This is a genomic window from Streptomyces sp. NPDC047117 (assembly GCF_040643545.1).
Taxonomy (GTDB): domain Bacteria; phylum Actinomycetota; class Actinomycetes; order Streptomycetales; family Streptomycetaceae; genus Streptomyces.
In genome coordinates this window covers 67,522-84,700 of sequence record NZ_JBEYUN010000015.1, presented here as the reverse complement: position 1 = coordinate 84,700, position 17,179 = coordinate 67,522, and the positions used below count along the sequence as shown (strand labels likewise).

The 17,179-nt window shown below is 73.2% G+C and carries 13 protein-coding genes and 1 riboswitch; of the genes, 10 read left to right on the top strand and 3 right to left on the bottom strand.

The genetic code is table 11. From position 1 onward, the window contains the following. Positions 1-122: 122 nt before the first annotated feature. The 4 genes from ABZ840_RS26700 to ABZ840_RS26685 all read left to right on the top strand — a co-directional run bounded on the left by ABZ840_RS26700 (position 123) and on the right by ABZ840_RS26685 (position 5,171). Entirely contained in the window at positions 123-1,505 is a 1,383-nt protein-coding gene (locus tag ABZ840_RS26700) for a pitrilysin family protein (RefSeq protein ID WP_361563135.1), read from the top strand. Between the two features lie 20 nt (positions 1,506-1,525). Continuing rightward, positions 1,526-2,893, top strand: a complete 1,368-nt coding sequence (locus ABZ840_RS26695) for a pitrilysin family protein (RefSeq protein WP_361563133.1) — start codon at positions 1,526-1,528, stop codon at positions 2,891-2,893. 343 nt (positions 2,894-3,236) lie between these two features. Further along, positions 3,237-3,395, top strand: a riboswitch (cyclic di-AMP (ydaO/yuaA leader). A 12-nt stretch (positions 3,396-3,407) separates the two neighbouring features. Beyond that, on the top strand, positions 3,408-4,238 hold the full coding sequence (locus ABZ840_RS26690) for a M23 family metallopeptidase (RefSeq protein WP_361562961.1): 831 nt from the start codon (positions 3,408-3,410) through the stop codon (positions 4,236-4,238). A gap of 234 nt (positions 4,239-4,472) precedes the next feature. Beyond that, a complete protein-coding gene (locus ABZ840_RS26685; protein WP_361562959.1) occupies positions 4,473-5,171 on the top strand; it encodes a GntR family transcriptional regulator in 699 nt (232 codons plus the stop codon). A 325-nt stretch (positions 5,172-5,496) separates the two neighbouring features. Here the strand turns inward: ABZ840_RS26685 and ABZ840_RS26680 are convergent, their stop codons facing one another. After that, on the bottom strand, positions 5,497-5,778 hold the full coding sequence (locus ABZ840_RS26680) for an HPr family phosphocarrier protein (protein WP_030260828.1): 282 nt from the start codon (positions 5,776-5,778) through the stop codon (positions 5,497-5,499). 248 nt (positions 5,779-6,026) lie between these two features. On the opposite strand from ABZ840_RS26680, the gene ABZ840_RS26675 reads away from it, so the two are divergent. The 4 genes from ABZ840_RS26675 to ABZ840_RS26660 all read left to right on the top strand — a co-directional run bounded on the left by ABZ840_RS26675 (position 6,027) and on the right by ABZ840_RS26660 (position 11,862). Beyond that, the gene (locus tag ABZ840_RS26675; protein ID WP_361562957.1) at positions 6,027-9,044 is read left to right on the top strand and encodes a GNAT family N-acetyltransferase; all 3,018 of its coding nucleotides are present in this window, start codon (positions 6,027-6,029) and stop codon (positions 9,042-9,044) included. 59 nt (positions 9,045-9,103) lie between these two features. After that, positions 9,104-9,694: a DUF5998 family protein gene (locus ABZ840_RS26670; protein WP_361562956.1), complete on the top strand. Its 591-nt coding sequence runs from the start codon at positions 9,104-9,106 to the stop codon at positions 9,692-9,694. Then, positions 9,694-10,893: a nucleotide pyrophosphatase/phosphodiesterase family protein gene (locus ABZ840_RS26665; RefSeq protein WP_361562953.1), complete on the top strand. Its 1,200-nt coding sequence runs from the start codon at positions 9,694-9,696 to the stop codon at positions 10,891-10,893. Before ABZ840_RS26670 ends, ABZ840_RS26665 begins: the two co-directional genes overlap by 1 nt. Before the next feature lie 303 nt (positions 10,894-11,196). After that, complete coding sequence (locus tag ABZ840_RS26660; protein WP_361562951.1) at positions 11,197-11,862, top strand: thymidine kinase; 666 nt, start codon at positions 11,197-11,199, stop codon at positions 11,860-11,862. A 96-nt stretch (positions 11,863-11,958) separates the two neighbouring features. Here ABZ840_RS26660 and ABZ840_RS26655 read toward each other — a convergent pair whose 3' ends face one another. Beyond that, positions 11,959-12,723 carry a VOC family protein gene (locus tag ABZ840_RS26655; protein WP_361562949.1) on the bottom strand — a complete coding sequence of 255 codons (765 nt, stop codon included), beginning with the start codon at positions 12,721-12,723 and terminating at the stop codon, positions 11,959-11,961. A 414-nt stretch (positions 12,724-13,137) separates the two neighbouring features. Between ABZ840_RS26655 and ABZ840_RS26650 the strand changes: the two genes are divergently transcribed. Continuing rightward, on the top strand, positions 13,138-13,974 hold the full coding sequence (locus tag ABZ840_RS26650) for a sulfurtransferase (protein ID WP_361562948.1): 837 nt from the start codon (positions 13,138-13,140) through the stop codon (positions 13,972-13,974). Between the two features lie 363 nt (positions 13,975-14,337). On the opposite strand, the gene sepH is transcribed toward ABZ840_RS26650, so the two are convergent. Beyond that, positions 14,338-15,441, bottom strand: coding sequence for a septation protein SepH (gene sepH, locus ABZ840_RS26645; RefSeq protein ID WP_361562946.1), 1,104 nt, complete (start codon positions 15,439-15,441; stop codon positions 14,338-14,340). Between the two features lie 485 nt (positions 15,442-15,926). Between sepH and ABZ840_RS26640 the strand changes: the two genes are divergently transcribed. Then, a complete protein-coding gene (locus ABZ840_RS26640) occupies positions 15,927-17,168 on the top strand; it encodes a hypothetical protein (protein ID WP_361562944.1) in 1,242 nt (413 codons plus the stop codon). The last annotated feature ends 11 nt before the right edge of the window (positions 17,169-17,179 follow it).

The following is a 17,179-nucleotide window of genomic DNA, read 5'->3' as shown; positions in this document are numbered from 1 at the left end:
GGGCCTCGTTCCGGGGAATCTCCTTGCGGCGGGGTGCCGGGCGGGAACTTCGCCAGATGTCGGCGCGCTTGCATACAGTGACAGAACTTCCTCGCAAGCGGATCGAAGGGACGTACATGCCCATGGGTCACACGGCCACAGAACAAGCCGGGTCCGGCGGCCTGACAGCGACCGAGCACCGGCTGGCCAACGGCCTGCGCGTGGTGCTCTCCGAGGACCACCTGACCCCCGTCGCGGCGGTCTGCCTGTGGTACGACGTCGGCTCCCGGCACGAGGTGAAGGGCCGCACGGGCCTTGCGCACCTCTTCGAGCACCTGATGTTCCAGGGCTCGGCGCAGGTGAAGGGCAACGGTCACTTCGAGCTGGTGCAGGGCGCCGGCGGTTCGCTCAACGGCACCACGAGTTTCGAGCGGACGAACTACTTCGAGACCATGCCGGCCCATCAGCTGGAGCTCGCCCTGTGGCTGGAGGCGGACCGGATGGGTTCGCTGCTGGCCGCGCTGGACGAGGAGTCGCTGGAGAACCAGCGCGACGTGGTGAAGAACGAGCGCCGTCAGCGGTACGACAACGTGCCTTACGGGACGGCGTTCGAGAAGCTGACGGCGATGGCCTACCCGGAGGGCCACCCGTACCACCACACGCCCATCGGGTCGATGGCCGATCTGGACGCGGCCTCTCTGGAGGACGCGCGGAAGTTCTTCCGTACGTACTACGCGCCCAACAACGCCGTGCTGTCCATCGTGGGCGACATCGACCCCGAGCAGACGCTGGCCTGGGCGGAGAAGTACTTCGGCTCCATCCCGGGCCACGACGGCAAGCAGCCGCCGCGGGACGGTTCGCTGCCCGAGACCATGGGCCGGGAGCTGCGGGAGGTCGTCCACGAGGAGGTGCCTTCGCGGGCCCTCATGGCGGCGTACCGGCTGCCGCACGACGGCACCCGTGAGGCTGACGCCGCGGACGTGGCGTTGACGATCCTGGGTGGCGGCGAGTCCTCCCGCCTGTACAACCGCCTCGTGCGCCGCGACCGCAGCGCCGTCGCGGCGGGCTTCGGGCTGCTGCGGCTGGCGGGCGCGCCCTCGCTGGGCTGGCTGGACGTGAAGACGTCGGCCGGCGTGGAGGTGCCCGCCATCGAGCGTGCGGTGGACGAGGAGCTCAAGCGCTTCGCCGAGGAGGGCCCGACCGCCGAGGAGATGGAGCGGGCGCAGGCCCAGTTGGAGCGCGAGTGGCTGGACCGCCTGGAGACGGTCGCCGGGCGCGCGGACGAACTGTGCCGGTACGCGGTGCTGTTCGGTGACCCGCAGCTCGCGCTGAGCGCCGTACAGCGCGTTCTGGAGGTGACTCCCGAGGAGGTGCAGGCGGTCGCCGCGGCCCGGCTGCGTCCGGACAACCGTGCGGTGCTGGTCTACGAGCCGACCGGGCCCGCCGAGGCCGCCGCTGTGGAGGCCACCGAGGCCGACGCGACCGCCGCCCAGCACGACACCGAGACCGAGGAGGCGGCGCAGTGACCGAAGCCGTGACCCCCACCATGACGTTCCACCCGCAGCCGCAGGCCGGGCAGCCGAAGCCGTGGGCGTTCCCGGCGCCGGTGCGCGGCCGGCTCGGCAACGGCCTGACGGTGCTGCGCGCCGACCGGCCGGGCCAGCAGGTCGTCGCGGTCGAGATCAACCTCGTGGCGCCGCTGGAGGCCGAGCCCGCGGGCCTGGACGGTGTCGCCACCATCATGGCGCGCGCGCTCTCCGAGGGCACCGACAAGCACGACGCCGAGGAGTTCGCGGCCGAGCTGGAGCGGTGCGGCGCCACGCTGGACGCGCACGCCGACCACCCCGGTGTCCGGGTCTCCCTCGAAGTGCCGGCCTCGCGCCTCACGAAGGCGCTGGGCCTGCTGGCCGACGCGCTGCGTGCCCCGGCCTTCCCCGACGGCGAGATCGAGCGCCTGGTGCGCAACCGTCTGGACGAGATCCCGCACGAGCTGGCGAATCCGGGGCGCAGGGCGGCGATGGCGCTGTCCAAGCAGCTGTTCCCGGCCACGGCCCGGATGTCCCGGCCGCGGCAGGGCACGGAGGAGACGGTGGCGCGTATCGACGCCGCCGCGGTGCGTGCCTTCTACGAGGCGCACGTGCGTCCGGGGACGGCCACGGCCGTGGTCGTCGGTGACTTCGACGGGGTGGACCTGGACGCGGCGCTGGAGGAGACCCTCGGGGCGTGGGCGGGCTCGACCGCGGAGCCGGTGGCGGCGTCGCCCATCGTGGCCGACGACACCGGCCGCGTCGTGATCGTGGACCGGCCCGGTGCGGTGCAGACCCAGCTGCTGATCGGCCGGATCGGCGCCGACCGGCACGACCGGGTGTGGCCTGCGCAGGTGCTCGGCACGTACTGCCTGGGCGGCACCCTGACGTCCCGGCTGGACCGTGTGCTGCGCGAGGAGAAGGGCTACACGTACGGCGTGCGGTCGTTCGGCCAGGTGCTGCGGTCCTCCGCGGACGGTACGGGTGCCGCGATGCTGGCCATCAGTGGCTCGGTGGACACCGCCTCTACGGGGCCCGCGCTGGAGGACCTCTGGAAGGTGCTGCGGACGCTGGCCGCCGAGGGGCTGACCGACGCCGAGCGGGACGTGGCGGTGCAGAACCTGGTCGGGGTGGCGCCGCTGAAGTACGAGACGGCGGCGGCTGTCGCGGGGACGCTCGCCGACCAGGTCGAGCAGGAGCTTCCCGACGACTTCCAGGCGCAGCTGTACCGGCGGATGGCCGAGACGGGCACGGTCGAGGCGACCGCCGCCGCGGTCAGCGCCTTCCCGGTGGACCGGCTGGTGACGGTTCTGGTGGGCGACGCCGCGGAGATCGCGGAGCCGGTACGGAAGCTGGGCATCGGCGAGGTGTCGGTCGTCAAGGGCTGATACGGAGCGGGCCGGCGGCGGAGCTGGAGCGCCGCCGGCCGTCGCGGTAACGGCTGTGAATTCGCTCGCGCCGTACGGCGGCGGGGCGGGCCGGAACGGCTCGTACCGGTGTCGTCACGGGGTGGCGTGAAAGCCGCCAACGCCGCTCACATATCAGGACATAGTGGATCCCGGGTCGCCAATGCGGCCCGGGATCTCTGCTTTTGTCCGGAATGCAGTAGGTGGTTGCTCGCGTGCCGTGTGGCGTCCGGCACAAACTCCTGTTTCTGTTTGCTGATCGCGAGATGTCCCGTTTAGCGTCGGTCCGGCTGTTCGACAGAAGTGCGCCGCACCCGCGGCCGCCGGGCAGTCATCGCCGAGTCCCCGTACGGCGCGAGCCAGGGGAGCCGGGGACCCACATGTCCCTTGGGGTGAATCGGGCGACTCCCCCCGGAGCCGCCCGTAGGAGACCTTCCTGCTCCGAACCCGTCAGCTAACCCGGTAGGCGAGAAGGAAGGAAAGGAGTGCGCCGGTCATGGCGTTCACCCGTGCCACCGGCAAGCACCGCCGCCCCGGCCGTGCTGCCCGGACCACCCGCAACATCGCCGGCATAGCCGCGGCGACCGGCGTCGCCGTTTCCATCGCCTCCCCGGCGCTGGCCGCGAACGAGGACCCGGCCGCCACCACCGACACCGGCCTCACCCGCGCCATCGCCGACACCGGCGACCGGGTCGCCGACAACATCGTCGCCCAGGCCGACGCGCAGGAGGAGGCCGCCGAGGTCGCCGCCGCCCGCGCCAAGGTCGAGGACGCGGCCGTCAAGAGCGCCGAGGACGCGAAGAAGAAGGCCCAGGACGAGCGCCGCAAGGCCGCCGAGGCCGCCAAGAAGAAGGCCGAGAAGAAGAAGGCCACCGAGGCCCGCGCCTCGCGCTCGGAGGCCCGCACCACCCTCAGCGCCTCGGGCTTCGTCGCGCCGATCTCCGGCAGCTACGTCTCCACGCCGTACAAGGCCTCCAGCGGCCTGTGGTCCTCCGGCAGCCACACCGGCATCGACTTCCACGCCGCCTCCGGCACCGCCGTCCACGCCGTCGGCGCCGGCACCGTCGTCGAGGCCGGCTGGGGCGGCGCGTACGGCAACAACGTCGTCCTGAAGATGGACGACGGCACCTACACCCAGTACGGCCACCTGTCGTCCATCGGCGTCTCGGTCGGCCAGAAGGTCTCCGCGAACCAGCAGATCGCGCTGTCCGGCAACACCGGCAACACCACCGGCCCGCACCTGCACTTCGAGGCGCGCACCGGCCCGGAGTACGGCTCGGACATCGACCCGATCGCGTACCTGCGCTCGCACGGCGTCAACGTCTGACGACCGCGCACCGTAGGCGCACTCCGCGTACCACCCGAAGCCCCGGCCCGACGGCCGGGGCTTCGGCGTCTCCGGACGCGCTTCCGCCCCCGCGTTCCCGCGCACCCCTTTCCTCGGCCAAAAAATATCCAGGAATTCGTCACGGCTGTCGGAAAAGGCGGCCCGGTGTCATAGAGTCACGGAAAAGGCGCCGCCCGGCGGCGTTTCCGGAGGATTGCGGCGGAGGCACGGACGATGCGAGGAAATATTTCGGCGCATGCGGTCTGCACGGCGATTCGCGACGACATCGTCTCCGGCGCGTTCCCGCCCGGCTCCCGGCTGATCGAGGAACTCCTCGCCTCCCGGTACGGCGTCTCCCGCGTCCCCGTACGCGAAGCACTGCGCACCCTGGAGTCCGAGGGGTTCGTCACCACTCGCCGGCACGCGGGCGCGTGCGTCGCCGAGCCGACCGAGCAGGAGGCCGCCGACCTCCTGGACATCCGCCTCCTCCTGGAGCCCCTGGGCGCCGCCCGTGCCGCGGCCCGCCGCTCCGCCGCGCACCTGAAGGTGCTGCGCGGCCTGGTCGGGGTGGGACGCGCGAGAGCCCGCCACGGCAACCCCGACGACCTGCGGCAACTGGACGGCTGGTTCCACGGGACGCTCGCGCAGGCGAGCGGCAGCGCCAGTATGACGGCGCTGCTCGTTCAGGTACGCCGCAAGATCGACTGGGTGTACGCGGTCGACCTGGGCCGGATCTCGCCGGGAGACGTGGACCGCTACTGGCAGGAGCTCGGCGCGATCGTGGACGCGGTGGCGCGCGGCGACGCCGAACGCGCCCGCGCACTGACCGCCGCCCACGTGGAGCGCACGCTGCCCGCCCACCGGCTGCGCCGTCCCGCACCCGCGGTGAGGGAAGCGAAACCGTCCGTAAACATGGCGCGCGTGCAGAATTAACAGTGCTGGCGTATACAACTCCTGGGGGAATTCTGCCCGCCGTGATCGGCGTGCCTGAATTCGGGGGTGTGGGCCCGGCAGGGTAATTCTGCGTGCGACTTTACGTGTGTGCCGTCGAATTCTGCTCGGCGGGCGGCTCGGCCCGGTAATTCCGTGCAGGCCGGCAAGGGATCCGGCCCGCCGGGACGTGGAGCGGCCCCGCCGTACCCGGAACGGCCTCCCGCTGGACGTGCAACGGCCCCGCCCGTGACCCGTGGGCGGGTCCGTGGCGGGGCCGTGAGAGGCCGTTCCGGCGGCGTGGGGCCCGCCGGGTCTGCCCGAAGGGTCAGACCGTCTCCGGGAGCTCCTCGAGGCCCTCGGAGACGAGCTTCGCCAGGCGGTCCAGCGCCGCGTCGGCGCCGTCGGCGTCCGAAGCCAGCACGATCTCCTCGCCGCCCTGGGCGCCGAGGCCCAGGACCGCGAGCATGGAAGCGGCGTTGACGGGGTTGCCGTCGCCCTTGGCGATCGTGACCGGCACGCCGGAAGCGGTGGCCGCACGGACGAAGATCGAGGCGGGGCGGGCGTGCAGACCCTCGGCCCATCCGACATTGACGCGGCGCTCAGCCATTGTGTTGCCCTTCGGGTCGGAGAAGTTGTCTAGACCAGTGTCTCACGCGGGCACCGGTGGTCCGGTGTGCCCAGCCCGGGCGAGCGCTCGGATCCTAGAAGTCCAAGCCTGCGTCACGCCCCGGCTGTACGCATGCTGAGACCCGGTCGTACGCACCGTCCCGCCGCCGGGCACGTACGGTCGTGTCCGTGCGGCCTTCGGGGCACTTCGACCGGCCCCCGATACGCAGCCGGTCGTACGCTGTCCGCATGGAGACGCCGTCGGATGCCGCCGCCTACCCCGCCCACTGGGAAGCCGACGTGGTGCTGCGTGACGGCGGCACCGCCCGGATCCGCCCCATCACCCCGGACGACGCGGAACACCTGACCTCCTTCTACGAGCAGGTCTCCGACGAGTCGAAGTACTACCGCTTCTTCGCGCCCTACCCCCGGCTCTCCGACCGCGACGTGCACCGCTTCACCCACCACGACTACGTGGACCGGGTCGGACTCGCCGCCTTCGTGGGCGGCGAGATGATCGCCACGGTCCGGTACGACCGCATCAACGCCGACGGCCGCCCCGCCACCGGCCCCGACGCAGACCAGGCCGAGGTCGCCTTCCTCGTGCAGGACGCCCACCAGGGCCGCGGCGTGGCCTCCGCACTCATGGAGCACATCGCCGCGGTCGCCCGCGAACGCGGCATCCGGCGCTTCGCCGCCGAGGTGCTGCCCGCCAACACCAAGATGATCAAGGTGTTCACGGACGCCGGGTACACCCAGAAGCGCACCTTCGAAGACGGCGTCGTCCGCCTCGAATTCGACCTCGAACCCACCGAGCAGTCCGTGGCCGTCATGCGCGGCCGCGAGCACCGCGCCGAGGCCCGCTCCGTACAGCGGCTGCTCGCCCCCGGATCCGTCGCCGTCCTCGGCACCGGCCGCGCCCCCGGAGGCGTCGGCCGCTCCGCCCTCCGGAACATCCTCGACTCCGGTTTCACCGGCCACACGTACGCCGTCAACCACGCCTTCCCCGAAGGCGGCAGCACGCTGGACCCGGAGGGCGTACCGGCCTACCGCTCGCTCCGCGACATCCCCGGCCCCGTCGACCTCGCCGTCGTGGCCGTACCCGCCGCACACGTCCCCGACGTCGTACAGGACTGCGGCGAACACGGCGTACAGGGGCTCGTCATCCTCACCTCCGGATACGCCGAGGCCGGCCCCGAAGGACGCGAGAAGCAGCGCGCACTGCTGCGCCAGGCCCGCTCCTACGGGATGCGACTGGTCGGCCCGAACGCCTTCGGCCTGATCAACACCGCGGCCGGCGTCCGCCTCAACGCCTCCCTCTCTCCCCGGCTGCCCGGCGCCGGCCGCATCGGCCTCTTCACCCAGTCCGGCGCGATCGGCATCGGACTGCTCAGCGCCCTCCAGGAACGCGGCTCCGGGGACGGCGCCATCGCCGGGGTCTCCACCTTCGTGTCGGCCGGCAACCGCGCCGACGTCTCCGGCAACGACCTCCTCCAGTACTGGTACGAGGACCCCGCCACCGACGTCGCGCTGCTCTACCTGGAGTCGATCGGCAACCCCCGCAAGTTCACCCGGCTCGCCCGCCGCACCGCCGCCGCCAAGCCCGTCGTGGTCGTCAAGGGCGCCCGGCACAGCGGCACCGTCCCCCTCGGGCACGCCGTCCCCGCCACCCGGGTACCCGACTCCACCGTCTCCGCCCTGATGCGCCAGGCCGGCGTCATCCGCGTCGGCACCGTCACCGAACTGATCGACGCGGGCCTGCTGCTCGCCTCCCAGCCGCTCCCCGCCGGCCCCCGTGTCGCGATCCTCGGCAACTCCGAAGCGCTCGCCCTCCTCGCGTACGACGCCTGCCTCACCGAGGGCCTGCGCCCGCAGCACCCCCATGTGCTGCCCTTCGCCGCCACGACCGCCCAGTTCCGCGCCGCGCTGGCCGATGCCCTCGCCGGCGACCGCATCGACGCCGTCCTGATCACCGCGATCCCGTGGGTCGCCGAAGGCAGCAGCGCGGACCCCGAGGAGATCGCGGCCCTCGCCACCGCCCTCCGCGAGGCCGCGGCCGAAGGGCCCGCCAAGCCCGTCACCGTCGTCCACCTCGCCATGGAGGAGCTCGCCGGGGCCCTGTCGTGCACGGCCGACTCGCGCACGACCGACGAAACGGGGGCTCCGGATGGACCGGGGGCTCCGGGCGGGCCGGAAGCCTCGGACGGGCGGGGAGCCGCCGGCGACACCGCCGCGCCGGAATCGGAATCGGACCCGCAAGCCGCCGCGACGCAAGCCGACCGGCACGCCGTCGGGCCGGAAGCCCCGGAGTCGGACCGGCAGGCCCCCGCGCCGGAAGCCGCCGAGAACGCCCCCGAAGCTCCCCGGGCGAGCCCCGGCGGCCTGCCCCGCATCCCTGCCTACCCCGCCGCCGAACGGGCCGTACGCGCCCTCGCCGAGGCCGTCCGGTACGCGACCTGGCGCCGCGAGGCCGCAGCACCCGGCAGAGTCCCCGAGTACGACGACATCCAGGAGGCCGCGGCCGGCGCCGACATCGAGCGGCTGCTCGACGAGCTCACCACCGACGCCGAACCGCACCGCTCCGTGGCGCTGCCCGCCGACGAGGCCGCCGCCCTCCTGGGCCGCTACGGCATCCGCGTCCGTGCCGCACTCCCCGCACCCGACGCGGACGCCGCCGTACGCGCCGCCGAGGCCCTGGGCTACCCCGTCGCCCTGAAGACCACGGCCCCGCACCTGCGGCACCGCGCCGACCTCGGGGGCGTCCGCCTCGACCTCCCCGGAGAACGCGCCCTCCGCCGCGCCTACCAGGAGCTGACCGACTTCCTCGGGAAGCCCGAAGAGCTGCGCCTCGTGGTGCAGGCGATGGTGCCGCGCGGCGTGGACACCCTCGTCCGCGCCTCCATCGACCCCGCGGCCGGGGCCGTCCTCTCCTTCGGGCTCGCCGGTGCCCCTTCCCAGCTCCTCGGCGACACCGCGCACCGCCTCATCCCCGCCACCGACCGTGACGTCGCCGAACAGATCCGCTCCATCAGGAGCGCGCCGCTGCTCTTCGGATGGCGCGGCTCGCAGCCCGTGGACAGCGCGGCCCTGGAAGAACTGCTGCTGCGCCTCTCCCGGCTCGTCGACGACCACCCCGAGGTCGTCGGCATCGACCTCGAACCGGTCGTCGTCGCCCCCCACGGACTCTCCGTCCTCGGCGCCTCAGTACGCCTCGCCCGCCCACCCGCCACCACCGACCTCGGCCCCCGCCGCCTCCCCGCGTACTGACCCCCGGCCCCCGTCGCCTGCGGGCCGTACCGCCCCCGGAGCCCCGTAGGATGGACCCTATGGCTAAGACCGGTACGACGACCCAGGGGCTGCGCGCGGCGATCGAGCGCAGCGGCTATTACCCGGCACTCGTGGCCGAGGCGGTGCAGGCCGCGATCGGCGGCGAGCCCGTGGTGTCGTACGTGGTCCACCAGGAGACGACCTTCGACGCCAACGAGGTCCGCCGCCACGTCACCGTCCTGGTCCTCACGGACACCCGCTTCATCGTCAGCCACACCGACGAGCAGGCCGCCGACGCCACGTCGCCGACCCCGTACGCCACCACCTCCACGGAGTCCGTGAAGCTCGGCCGCATCTCGTCCGTCGTGCTCAGCCGCGTCGTCGCCAACCCCGAGGCCTACACCCCCGGCCAGCTGCCCCGCGAGGTCGTGCTGACCATCGGCTGGGGCGCCGTCTCCCGGCTCGACCTGGAGCCCGCCAGCTGCGGCGACCCGAACTGCGAGGCCGACCACGGCTACACCGGCTCCTCCACCGCCGACGACCTCTCGCTGCGCGTCAGCGAGGCCGGCGACGGCCCGGACACCGTCCGGCAGACGCTCGCCTTCGCCCAGGCGCTCTCCGAAGCCACCGCCGCCTCGGCCGCCCGCTGATGGCGGGCTACGCCGTGGACCCGGCGTCCGCCTGGCCCGAACCGCTGGACCTCGACACCGCGCCGGTACCCCGCTACGGCACCGGCTCGCTCGCCGACCTGCTGCCCGCCATCACCGCCGGCCAGGGCCTGGCGCACGCGCAGCCGACGGGCCTGGAGCTGGCCCCCGCGGACCGCGCCTGCGTCTTCCTGATCGACGGTCTGGGCTGGGACGTGCTGCGCGCGCACCCGGACGAGGCGCCGTTCCTCACCTCGCTGCTCGGCACGTCCATGAACGGCACCGGGCGCCCCATGACGGCCGGTTTCCCGTCCACCACGGCCACCTCGCTCGCCTCGGTCGGCACGGGCCTGCCGCCGGGCGCGCACGGCCTCGCCGGATACACCGTCCAGGACCCCGCCGCCGGCGCGCTGATGAACCAGCTGCGCTGGTACCCGTGGACCGACCCGCACGCCTGGCAGCCGTACCCCACGGTCTTCCAGCAGGCGGACGCCGCGGGCATCCACACCTGCCAGGTCTCCGCGCCCGACTTCGCGCGCACGCCGCTCACCCAGATCGCGCTCAGCGGCGGCACGTTCCACGGCAGGCTCTCCGGCGAGGACCGGATGGACCTGGCCGCCGAGCAGCTCGCCGCGGGCGACCGGTCGCTGGTCTACACGTACTACTCCGAGGTCGACGGCAAGGGGCACCGCTACGGCGTCGACTCCGATGCCTGGCGCGGCCAGCTGATGTACGTCGACCGCCTCGCGGAGCGGCTCGCCGAACAGCTGCCGCCGCGCTCGGCCCTGTACGTCACCGCCGACCACGGCATGATCGACATCCCGTTCGACCCGGAGTCGCGCGTCGACTTCGACGAGGACTGGGAGCTGAAGGCAGGCGTCCGCCTCCTGGGCGGCGAGGGCCGCTGCCGCCACCTGTACGCGCATCCGGGGGCGGCCGACGACGTGCTCGCCGTCTGGCGCGAGGTGGTCGGCGACCGGATGTGGGTGGCCGGGCGCGAGGAGGCGATCGCCGCCGGATGGTTCGGGCCGCGCGTCGACGACCGGGTACGGGGCAGAATCGGTGATGTGGTGGCCGCCGCGCACGCCGACATGGTGATCATCGCAAGCGAGACCGAACCGCGGGAATCGGCCATGGTCGGCATGCACGGCTCCATGACCCCGGTCGAACAACTCGTCCCCCTCCTGGAAGTCCGCACCTGAACAACGGCGCCGAGGGCGTTGTCAGTGGCACCCGTTACTGTTTTGAGCAGGGGATCTCCGCTCCCCCATGGGGGAAGTGGGGGGGCGAATCGATCCGGCGGCGCGCATCGATCCGGCGGCGCACGCCGGTGCGGCAAGTGTCAGGGCCCCCTCGTGGCTCGGCGCCCGCCGCATGTCCCGCCCGCCCGCCACCACCGACCTCGGCCCCCGCCGCCTCCCCGTAACTCCACTCTTCGTACAACCCGATACGACCCGATTGCCGTCGGTACGGCCCGACGCGCCCGAAAGGCGACCACATCCCCCATGGCTGAACTGGTGTTCTTCAGCGGCACGATGGACTGCGGGAAGTCGACGCTCGCGCTGCAGATCGAGCACAATCGCTCGGCCCGCGGCCTGCAGGGCATGATCTGCACCCGGGACGACCGGGCGGGTGCCGGCCGGCTCTCCTCTCGGCTGGGTCTCGCCGTCGAGGCCGTGGAGGTCGCCGACGACCTGGATTTCTACGCCTACGTCGTCGGCCGGATCAGCTCCGGGGCCCGGGTCGACTACGTCATCGCCGACGAGGCGCAGTTCCTGACCCCCGCCCAGATCGAGCAGCTGGCCCGCGTGGTGGACGACCTGGAGCTGGACGTCTTCGCCTTCGGGATCACCACCGACTTCCGCAGCAAGCTCTTCCCCGGCTCCCAGCGGCTGGTCGAACTGGCCGACCGTATAGAGGTGCTCCAGGTCGAGGCACTGTGCTGGTGCGGCGCCCGCGCGACGCACAACGCCCGTACGGTGGGCGGGCAGATGGTCGTCGAGGGCGATCAGGTGGTCGTGGGGGACGTGCACGCGGCCGGGACCGAGGTCGGGTACGAGGTCCTCTGCCGGCGCCACCACAGGCGCCGTCAGACCGCCGCCTCCGCGCATGCGGCCGCGCTCTCCCCGGACGTCCTTCCGGTCGACGCGGGGAGTGAGCCGGCGGCGTGAGACGGGGCGGAGGGCGGCCGGTCAGGAGAGCGAGGCCCGGCGGCCGTTCCGTTCAGCGCTGGAGCACAGGGAAATCAGTGCTTGATCGCCCGGAGCTCACCGCTGGATCACGCGGAACTCCGCGCCCTCCGGGTCGGTGACCACCGCCAGCCTCCCGTGCGCCGATTCCCGTGACTCGCCGGTCACCCGTCCGCCCAGCTCCACGACGCGGCGGGCCGCCGCGTCCGTGTCGGAGACCGCGAAGTACGTGGTCCAGTGCGGCCCCCGCTCACGAGGGAGCGTGTCGCCCATGCCCCGGATGCTCGCCATCGGGCGCCCCTTGAGGCACAGCGTCACGCGGTCGGGGCCCGGCCCCGCCTCCGTCTCGAAGCCGAAGACGTGCTCGTAGAAGGTGCCCGCCTCGGCGGCCTCTCGGGTCACGAGTTCGTTCCACACCAGGGTGCCGGGCTCGCCGACCACCGCCGTGCCCTTCATCGTGTGGCCCTGCCAGACCCCGAAGACCGCGCCCTGCGGGTCCGAGGCCAGCGCCATCCGCCCCGCCCGGTCGGCGTCCAGCGGCCCGACCCCGACCGTGCCGCCGCAGGCGCGGATGCGCTCCGTGACGGCGTCCGCGTCGTCGCTCGCGAGATAGGGCGTCCAGGCGATGGCCAGCCGCCGCTCCGGTGGCAGCACGCCGATGCCCGCCACCTCACGGCCGGCGAGCAGCGCCCGTACGTAGGGGCCGAGTTGCTGCGGCCCGGGCCGGAACTCCCAGCCGAACAGCGCACCGTAGAAGTCCTGCGTCGTGGACAGGCCGTGCACCATGAGACTCACCCAGCACGGGGTGCCGGGCACCCGCGGACTCGCTGCCTCGGTCGTCATCGTCGCTCGCTCCTCGGGCCATCGGGGGACCGTACGGGTCAGGGCTGTGCCGTGCAGATGCTCGCACCCTCGGGTGCGTTGGGCGGGTCGGCCGCGCCGCCCGTCGTCCGAATCGTGAGAACCGGGTGTGTGGCTGTGCCGGAGAGCGCCCGATGTGATGACGCAGGTTCGTTTCTGCCGATGTCACCGCCCGGTGTGACGGCCCTCCTGACGGCCTTCTGCCTGCCGCCTGCGGACCCGCTAGTACGCGGACCTTCTAGTACGCAGCCCTCGCCCTCTTCGTGCAGCCGGACACCGCCCTCTTCGTGCGCCGCTCTCCGTGTTTTCGTTCTCTTCGTGAACCGTCCTCCGCGCTTCCGGACGGACTTGCTCATGATCGGCGTGGCCCGGCCGTGACTGCGCGAGGATGGGGCCATGAATGCCATCATCTCCGCTTCCGAACTGGCGAGCGAGCTTGCGGGCGGTACGCCTCCGGTGCTCCTCGATGTCCGCTGGCAGCTCGGTGGCCCGCCCGGGCGCCCCGAGTACGAGGCGGGCCACCTTCCCGGTGCCGTCTACGTCGCTCTGGACACCGAACTGGCCGGGCCAGCGGGCGCCGCCGGCCGGCACCCCCTCCCGGACCCCGAGGTCTTCACCGCCGCCATGCGCGCGGCCGGGATCTCCAAGGACAGCGAGGTGGTCGTGTACGACGGCGCCCAGGGCTGGGCGGCCGCCCGGGCCTGGTGGCTGCTGCGCTGGGCGGGGCACGAGTCCGTACGCGTCCTGGACGGCGGCCTTGCGGCGTGGCGGGCGGCGGGCGGTGAGCTGACCACCGAGGAACCCGCTGTGGAGCCCGGCGACTTCACGGTGGCCCCCGGTGCCCTGCCGGTGCTGAACGCCGACGAGGCGGCCGCTCTGGCCCGTCGCGGGGTGCTCCTGGACGCGCGGGCGGGGGAGCGCTACCGCGGCGAGGTGGAGCCGATCGACCCGGTCGGCGGCCACATCCCCGGGGCGCGCTCCGCGCCGACGAACGAGAACGCCACCGCCGACGGGACGCTCCGGCCGGCCGCCGAACTGGCCGAGCGCTTCGCCGCTCTTGGGGCCGTCCCGGACGCCGAGGTCGGCGTCTACTGCGGCTCGGGGGTCTCCGCCGCCCACCAGATCCTGGCGCTGGCCGTGGCGGGCGTACCGGCGGCCCTGTACGTCGGCTCCTGGAGCGAGTGGTCGTCCGACCCGTCCCGGCCAGTGGCCACGGGCGCCGAAGCAGGCTGACCGGACGTACTGCGCCCGGCGCCGCCGGGAGGGCGGACGTACCGGGTCGACCGTCACCTCACCGCTGCCGCCACCGGGGCGTACGTGCCCGGGCGGCAGCGCGTGACCGGCCGTGACCGGTCGCGGACCGCGGACTATCCCCCCGGGGGGCCGCCGGGAGCCGGCCCTCCAGAGGCCGCGGGCACCCACGCAGAACCCCCAGGGGCAGGCGCCATGCGTGCCCCCAGGGGCAGCCATGGAGGACCAGCTGCAGGACCGTTTCCGCACCTGGAGACCGAAGTTGCTCCGCACCTTCCGCGTCTGGGAGCCGAAGCCGCGAGGCCGTTACCCGGCCCTGGCTGTCCGCGCCTGACCGCCGGGCGGTCAGGCGTCCGGCTTCTTGCCGCGTCGCGTGCCGAAGACGATCTCGTCCCAGCTGGGCACGGCGGCGCGGCGGCCGGGGCGGACGCCGTCCGCTTCGGCCTGGCGGTCGGTGGTGCCCTTCAGCCGGTCCCGGTGCCCCGCGACCGAGCGGGGCATCAGCACGTCCGCGTACGCGGAACCCGCGCCCGCGCTCGCGGCGGGGGCCGGCGGCTCCTCGACCTCGGCCTCCGTCTGCGGCTCGTCGTCCGGCGGCGTCTTGGGCTCGGGGACGACCAGGTCGCCGCGGAAGCTCGGCACCGCCTCCAGGAGGCTGGTGAGCGAGTCCCTCGGGTCGCGCTCGTCGAGCTCCTCGGCCGAGGCAACGGGCACGTCCTCGTCCTCGGCGGCCTGCGGCGCGGGCCGCTCGGCCGGCTGCTGATGGTCCAGGGAGCGGTCCAGCGGCCGGTCCCGAGGCAGCCGGGCGATCCGCGGGACGAACGGGAAGCTCGGCTCCGGGGTGTCGTCGGTCTCGCCGATCAGCGACCGCGCCTCGTCGTCCACGGCCTGCACGAGCCGCCGGGGCGGGTCGTACGTCCAGCTCGCGGAGTGCGGCTCGGTCGCGACGCGGTAGACCAGCAGCACTTCCCAGGTGCCGTCGTCCCGGCGCCAGGAGTCCCACTGCACGCTGTCCTTGTCGGCGCCGCGCAGCAGCAGCCGCTCGGCGACCGCCTCGCCCAGCTGCGGACCGGTGTTCTCGCCGGGGCGGCGTACGGGTGTCTTCCGGGCGCGCTCGGCCATGAACGCACGCTCTGCCAGTACGGGGCCCTCGAAGCGCCGCACCCGGTCGACGGGGATACCGGCGAGCTGGGCGACCTCCTCGGCGGACGCGCCGGCCCGTATGCGGGCCTGGATGTCGCGTGGCCGGAGGTGGCTCTCCACCTCGATCTCGATCTGGCCCAGGCGTGCACGGTCGTTGCGCACCGCGGCACGCAGCCGCTCGTCGATCGGCAGCGTGTACTCGGTGCTGTCCGCAGCCTTGAGCACCAGCCGTGTGCCGTCGTTCGATACGGCCACGACACGCAGTTCGGGCATGGGGACCTCCCGGGTGGTGCCTGCCGACGTCACGTGCGTCGCTGCTTCCGCTAGTCGAGTGTGGCCTGCCCGGGTGCAGCCTGCCACAACATTGCCGAGTTGCCCGGCGCGTCAGGCAGTGGCCCTGAAACGCCGTTATGACACGGTAACCAGTTTGCGACCTCCGGTGACCGTACCGGTTGCCCTGTGTACCAGCCCCCCGTGCCGAATGACGGCGCCCCGGGGCGGGTGCCGCCTTGGAGGCCCCTCCCGTGGGTCCGGGCAGCCGGACGGGAAACCGGGGCCAGGATTCGCAACAGTACTCCATTCGGACCACCGCGGTGGGTAGCCGCGCCGCCAAGTTTTCGCTGGACAGCGGAGTCCGGTCGCCTTGTCGACCTCTCTACATCCGGGCCGCGCGGTGACGTACGCCGAAAATGTGGCGTGCTTCACAGAATCGCCAGAAACGGAACTATCCAGTTCGCCCAAATGTCCCTTCTGTGTGCAAGACCGATCGAAGCGTCGATCAAGGGCGTGGAATGGACGACAGAACCGATAGCCACACAAAGAAGACCGGGAAGGAGAAACGTCTCGACCTGAGCATCCCCCAGGTGGCGGGCGGTGCGCTCGCCGCTGCGGTCGCCGCCTACCTTGCCGGTCGGCTCGGCGTCTACGGAACGGTCATCGGTGCGGGCGTGGTGAGCGTGGTCGCCACCACGGGCGGGTCGATCTTCCAGCACCTCTTCCGCCGCACGGGCGAGCAGGTCAAGGAGGCGACTGTCAGTACGCGGCCCAAGCCGCGCCGCAGACAGCAGCTCGGTGGCCGGGCGGCCGCTCCCGGTACGCCCGCGCGCGAGGGCTCGGGGGCCGCATCGGCTGCCGACCCGGGCGTGACGATGGTCCTGCCCACGTTCGGCCGCGACGGCGCCGAGGACGAGGTGACCTCTGTCGCGGCGGCCATGGACCGGGCCGCCGAGCGCGAGCCCGGTACGGGGACCGCCGCCGCTTCAGGAGCGGCGGACGCGACACGGGCGCTGCCCGTGCTGTCGGAGGTGGCCACCCGTGCGCTCTGTCCCACCGCCCCCGAAGGCGCGGAGGACGAGACCCGCCCCGTGCCCCGGTACGAGGACGAGACCCGCCCCGTGCCGCGGCACGACACGCGCACGATGGCGCTGCGTACGGTCGCGGAGCCGCCCGGCGGCGCTTCTGCGGCGCCGCCCATCGGTGCCTCCGTGGCGGAGACCCCCGACGAGGAGGTCGGCCGGACCCTGTACGGCACCCGATGGCGGGGCCGGCGCCGTACCTGGCTCGTCGGGCTGGCGGTCTTCCTGCTGGCGATGGCCGGGGTCACCGCCTTCGAGCTGGCGACCGGGCACGACGCGGCGGGCGGCCGCGGCACGTCGGTCACCAACCTTTTCGGTTCCGGCCGTGGCGGCAGCGCCCCGACGACGCCGACGCCCTCGCCGAGCACGTCGACCGGGGACACGGAGAAGGGCGGCGGCGCCACCGAGTCGCCGACGCCGCAGCCGGAGACCTCGGACGGCGGCTCCCCGTCCCCCTCGGGTTCGGACACGGACAGGGGCAGCGGGACGGAGAACGGGTCGGACGGTGCGTCCACCTCGCCCAGCCCGTCGCCGAGCGACGGGGGCGAGTCCTCCTCGGATCCGGCGCCGACGCCGACCGACGGCGCCGACGACGGCGCGACCGGCGATCAGGACACGGAGGACGGTTCCGGCAGCGCCCAGGACGCGCAGCGGACGCCGGCCCCCGGCTCCTCCTGAGGCCGGACGCC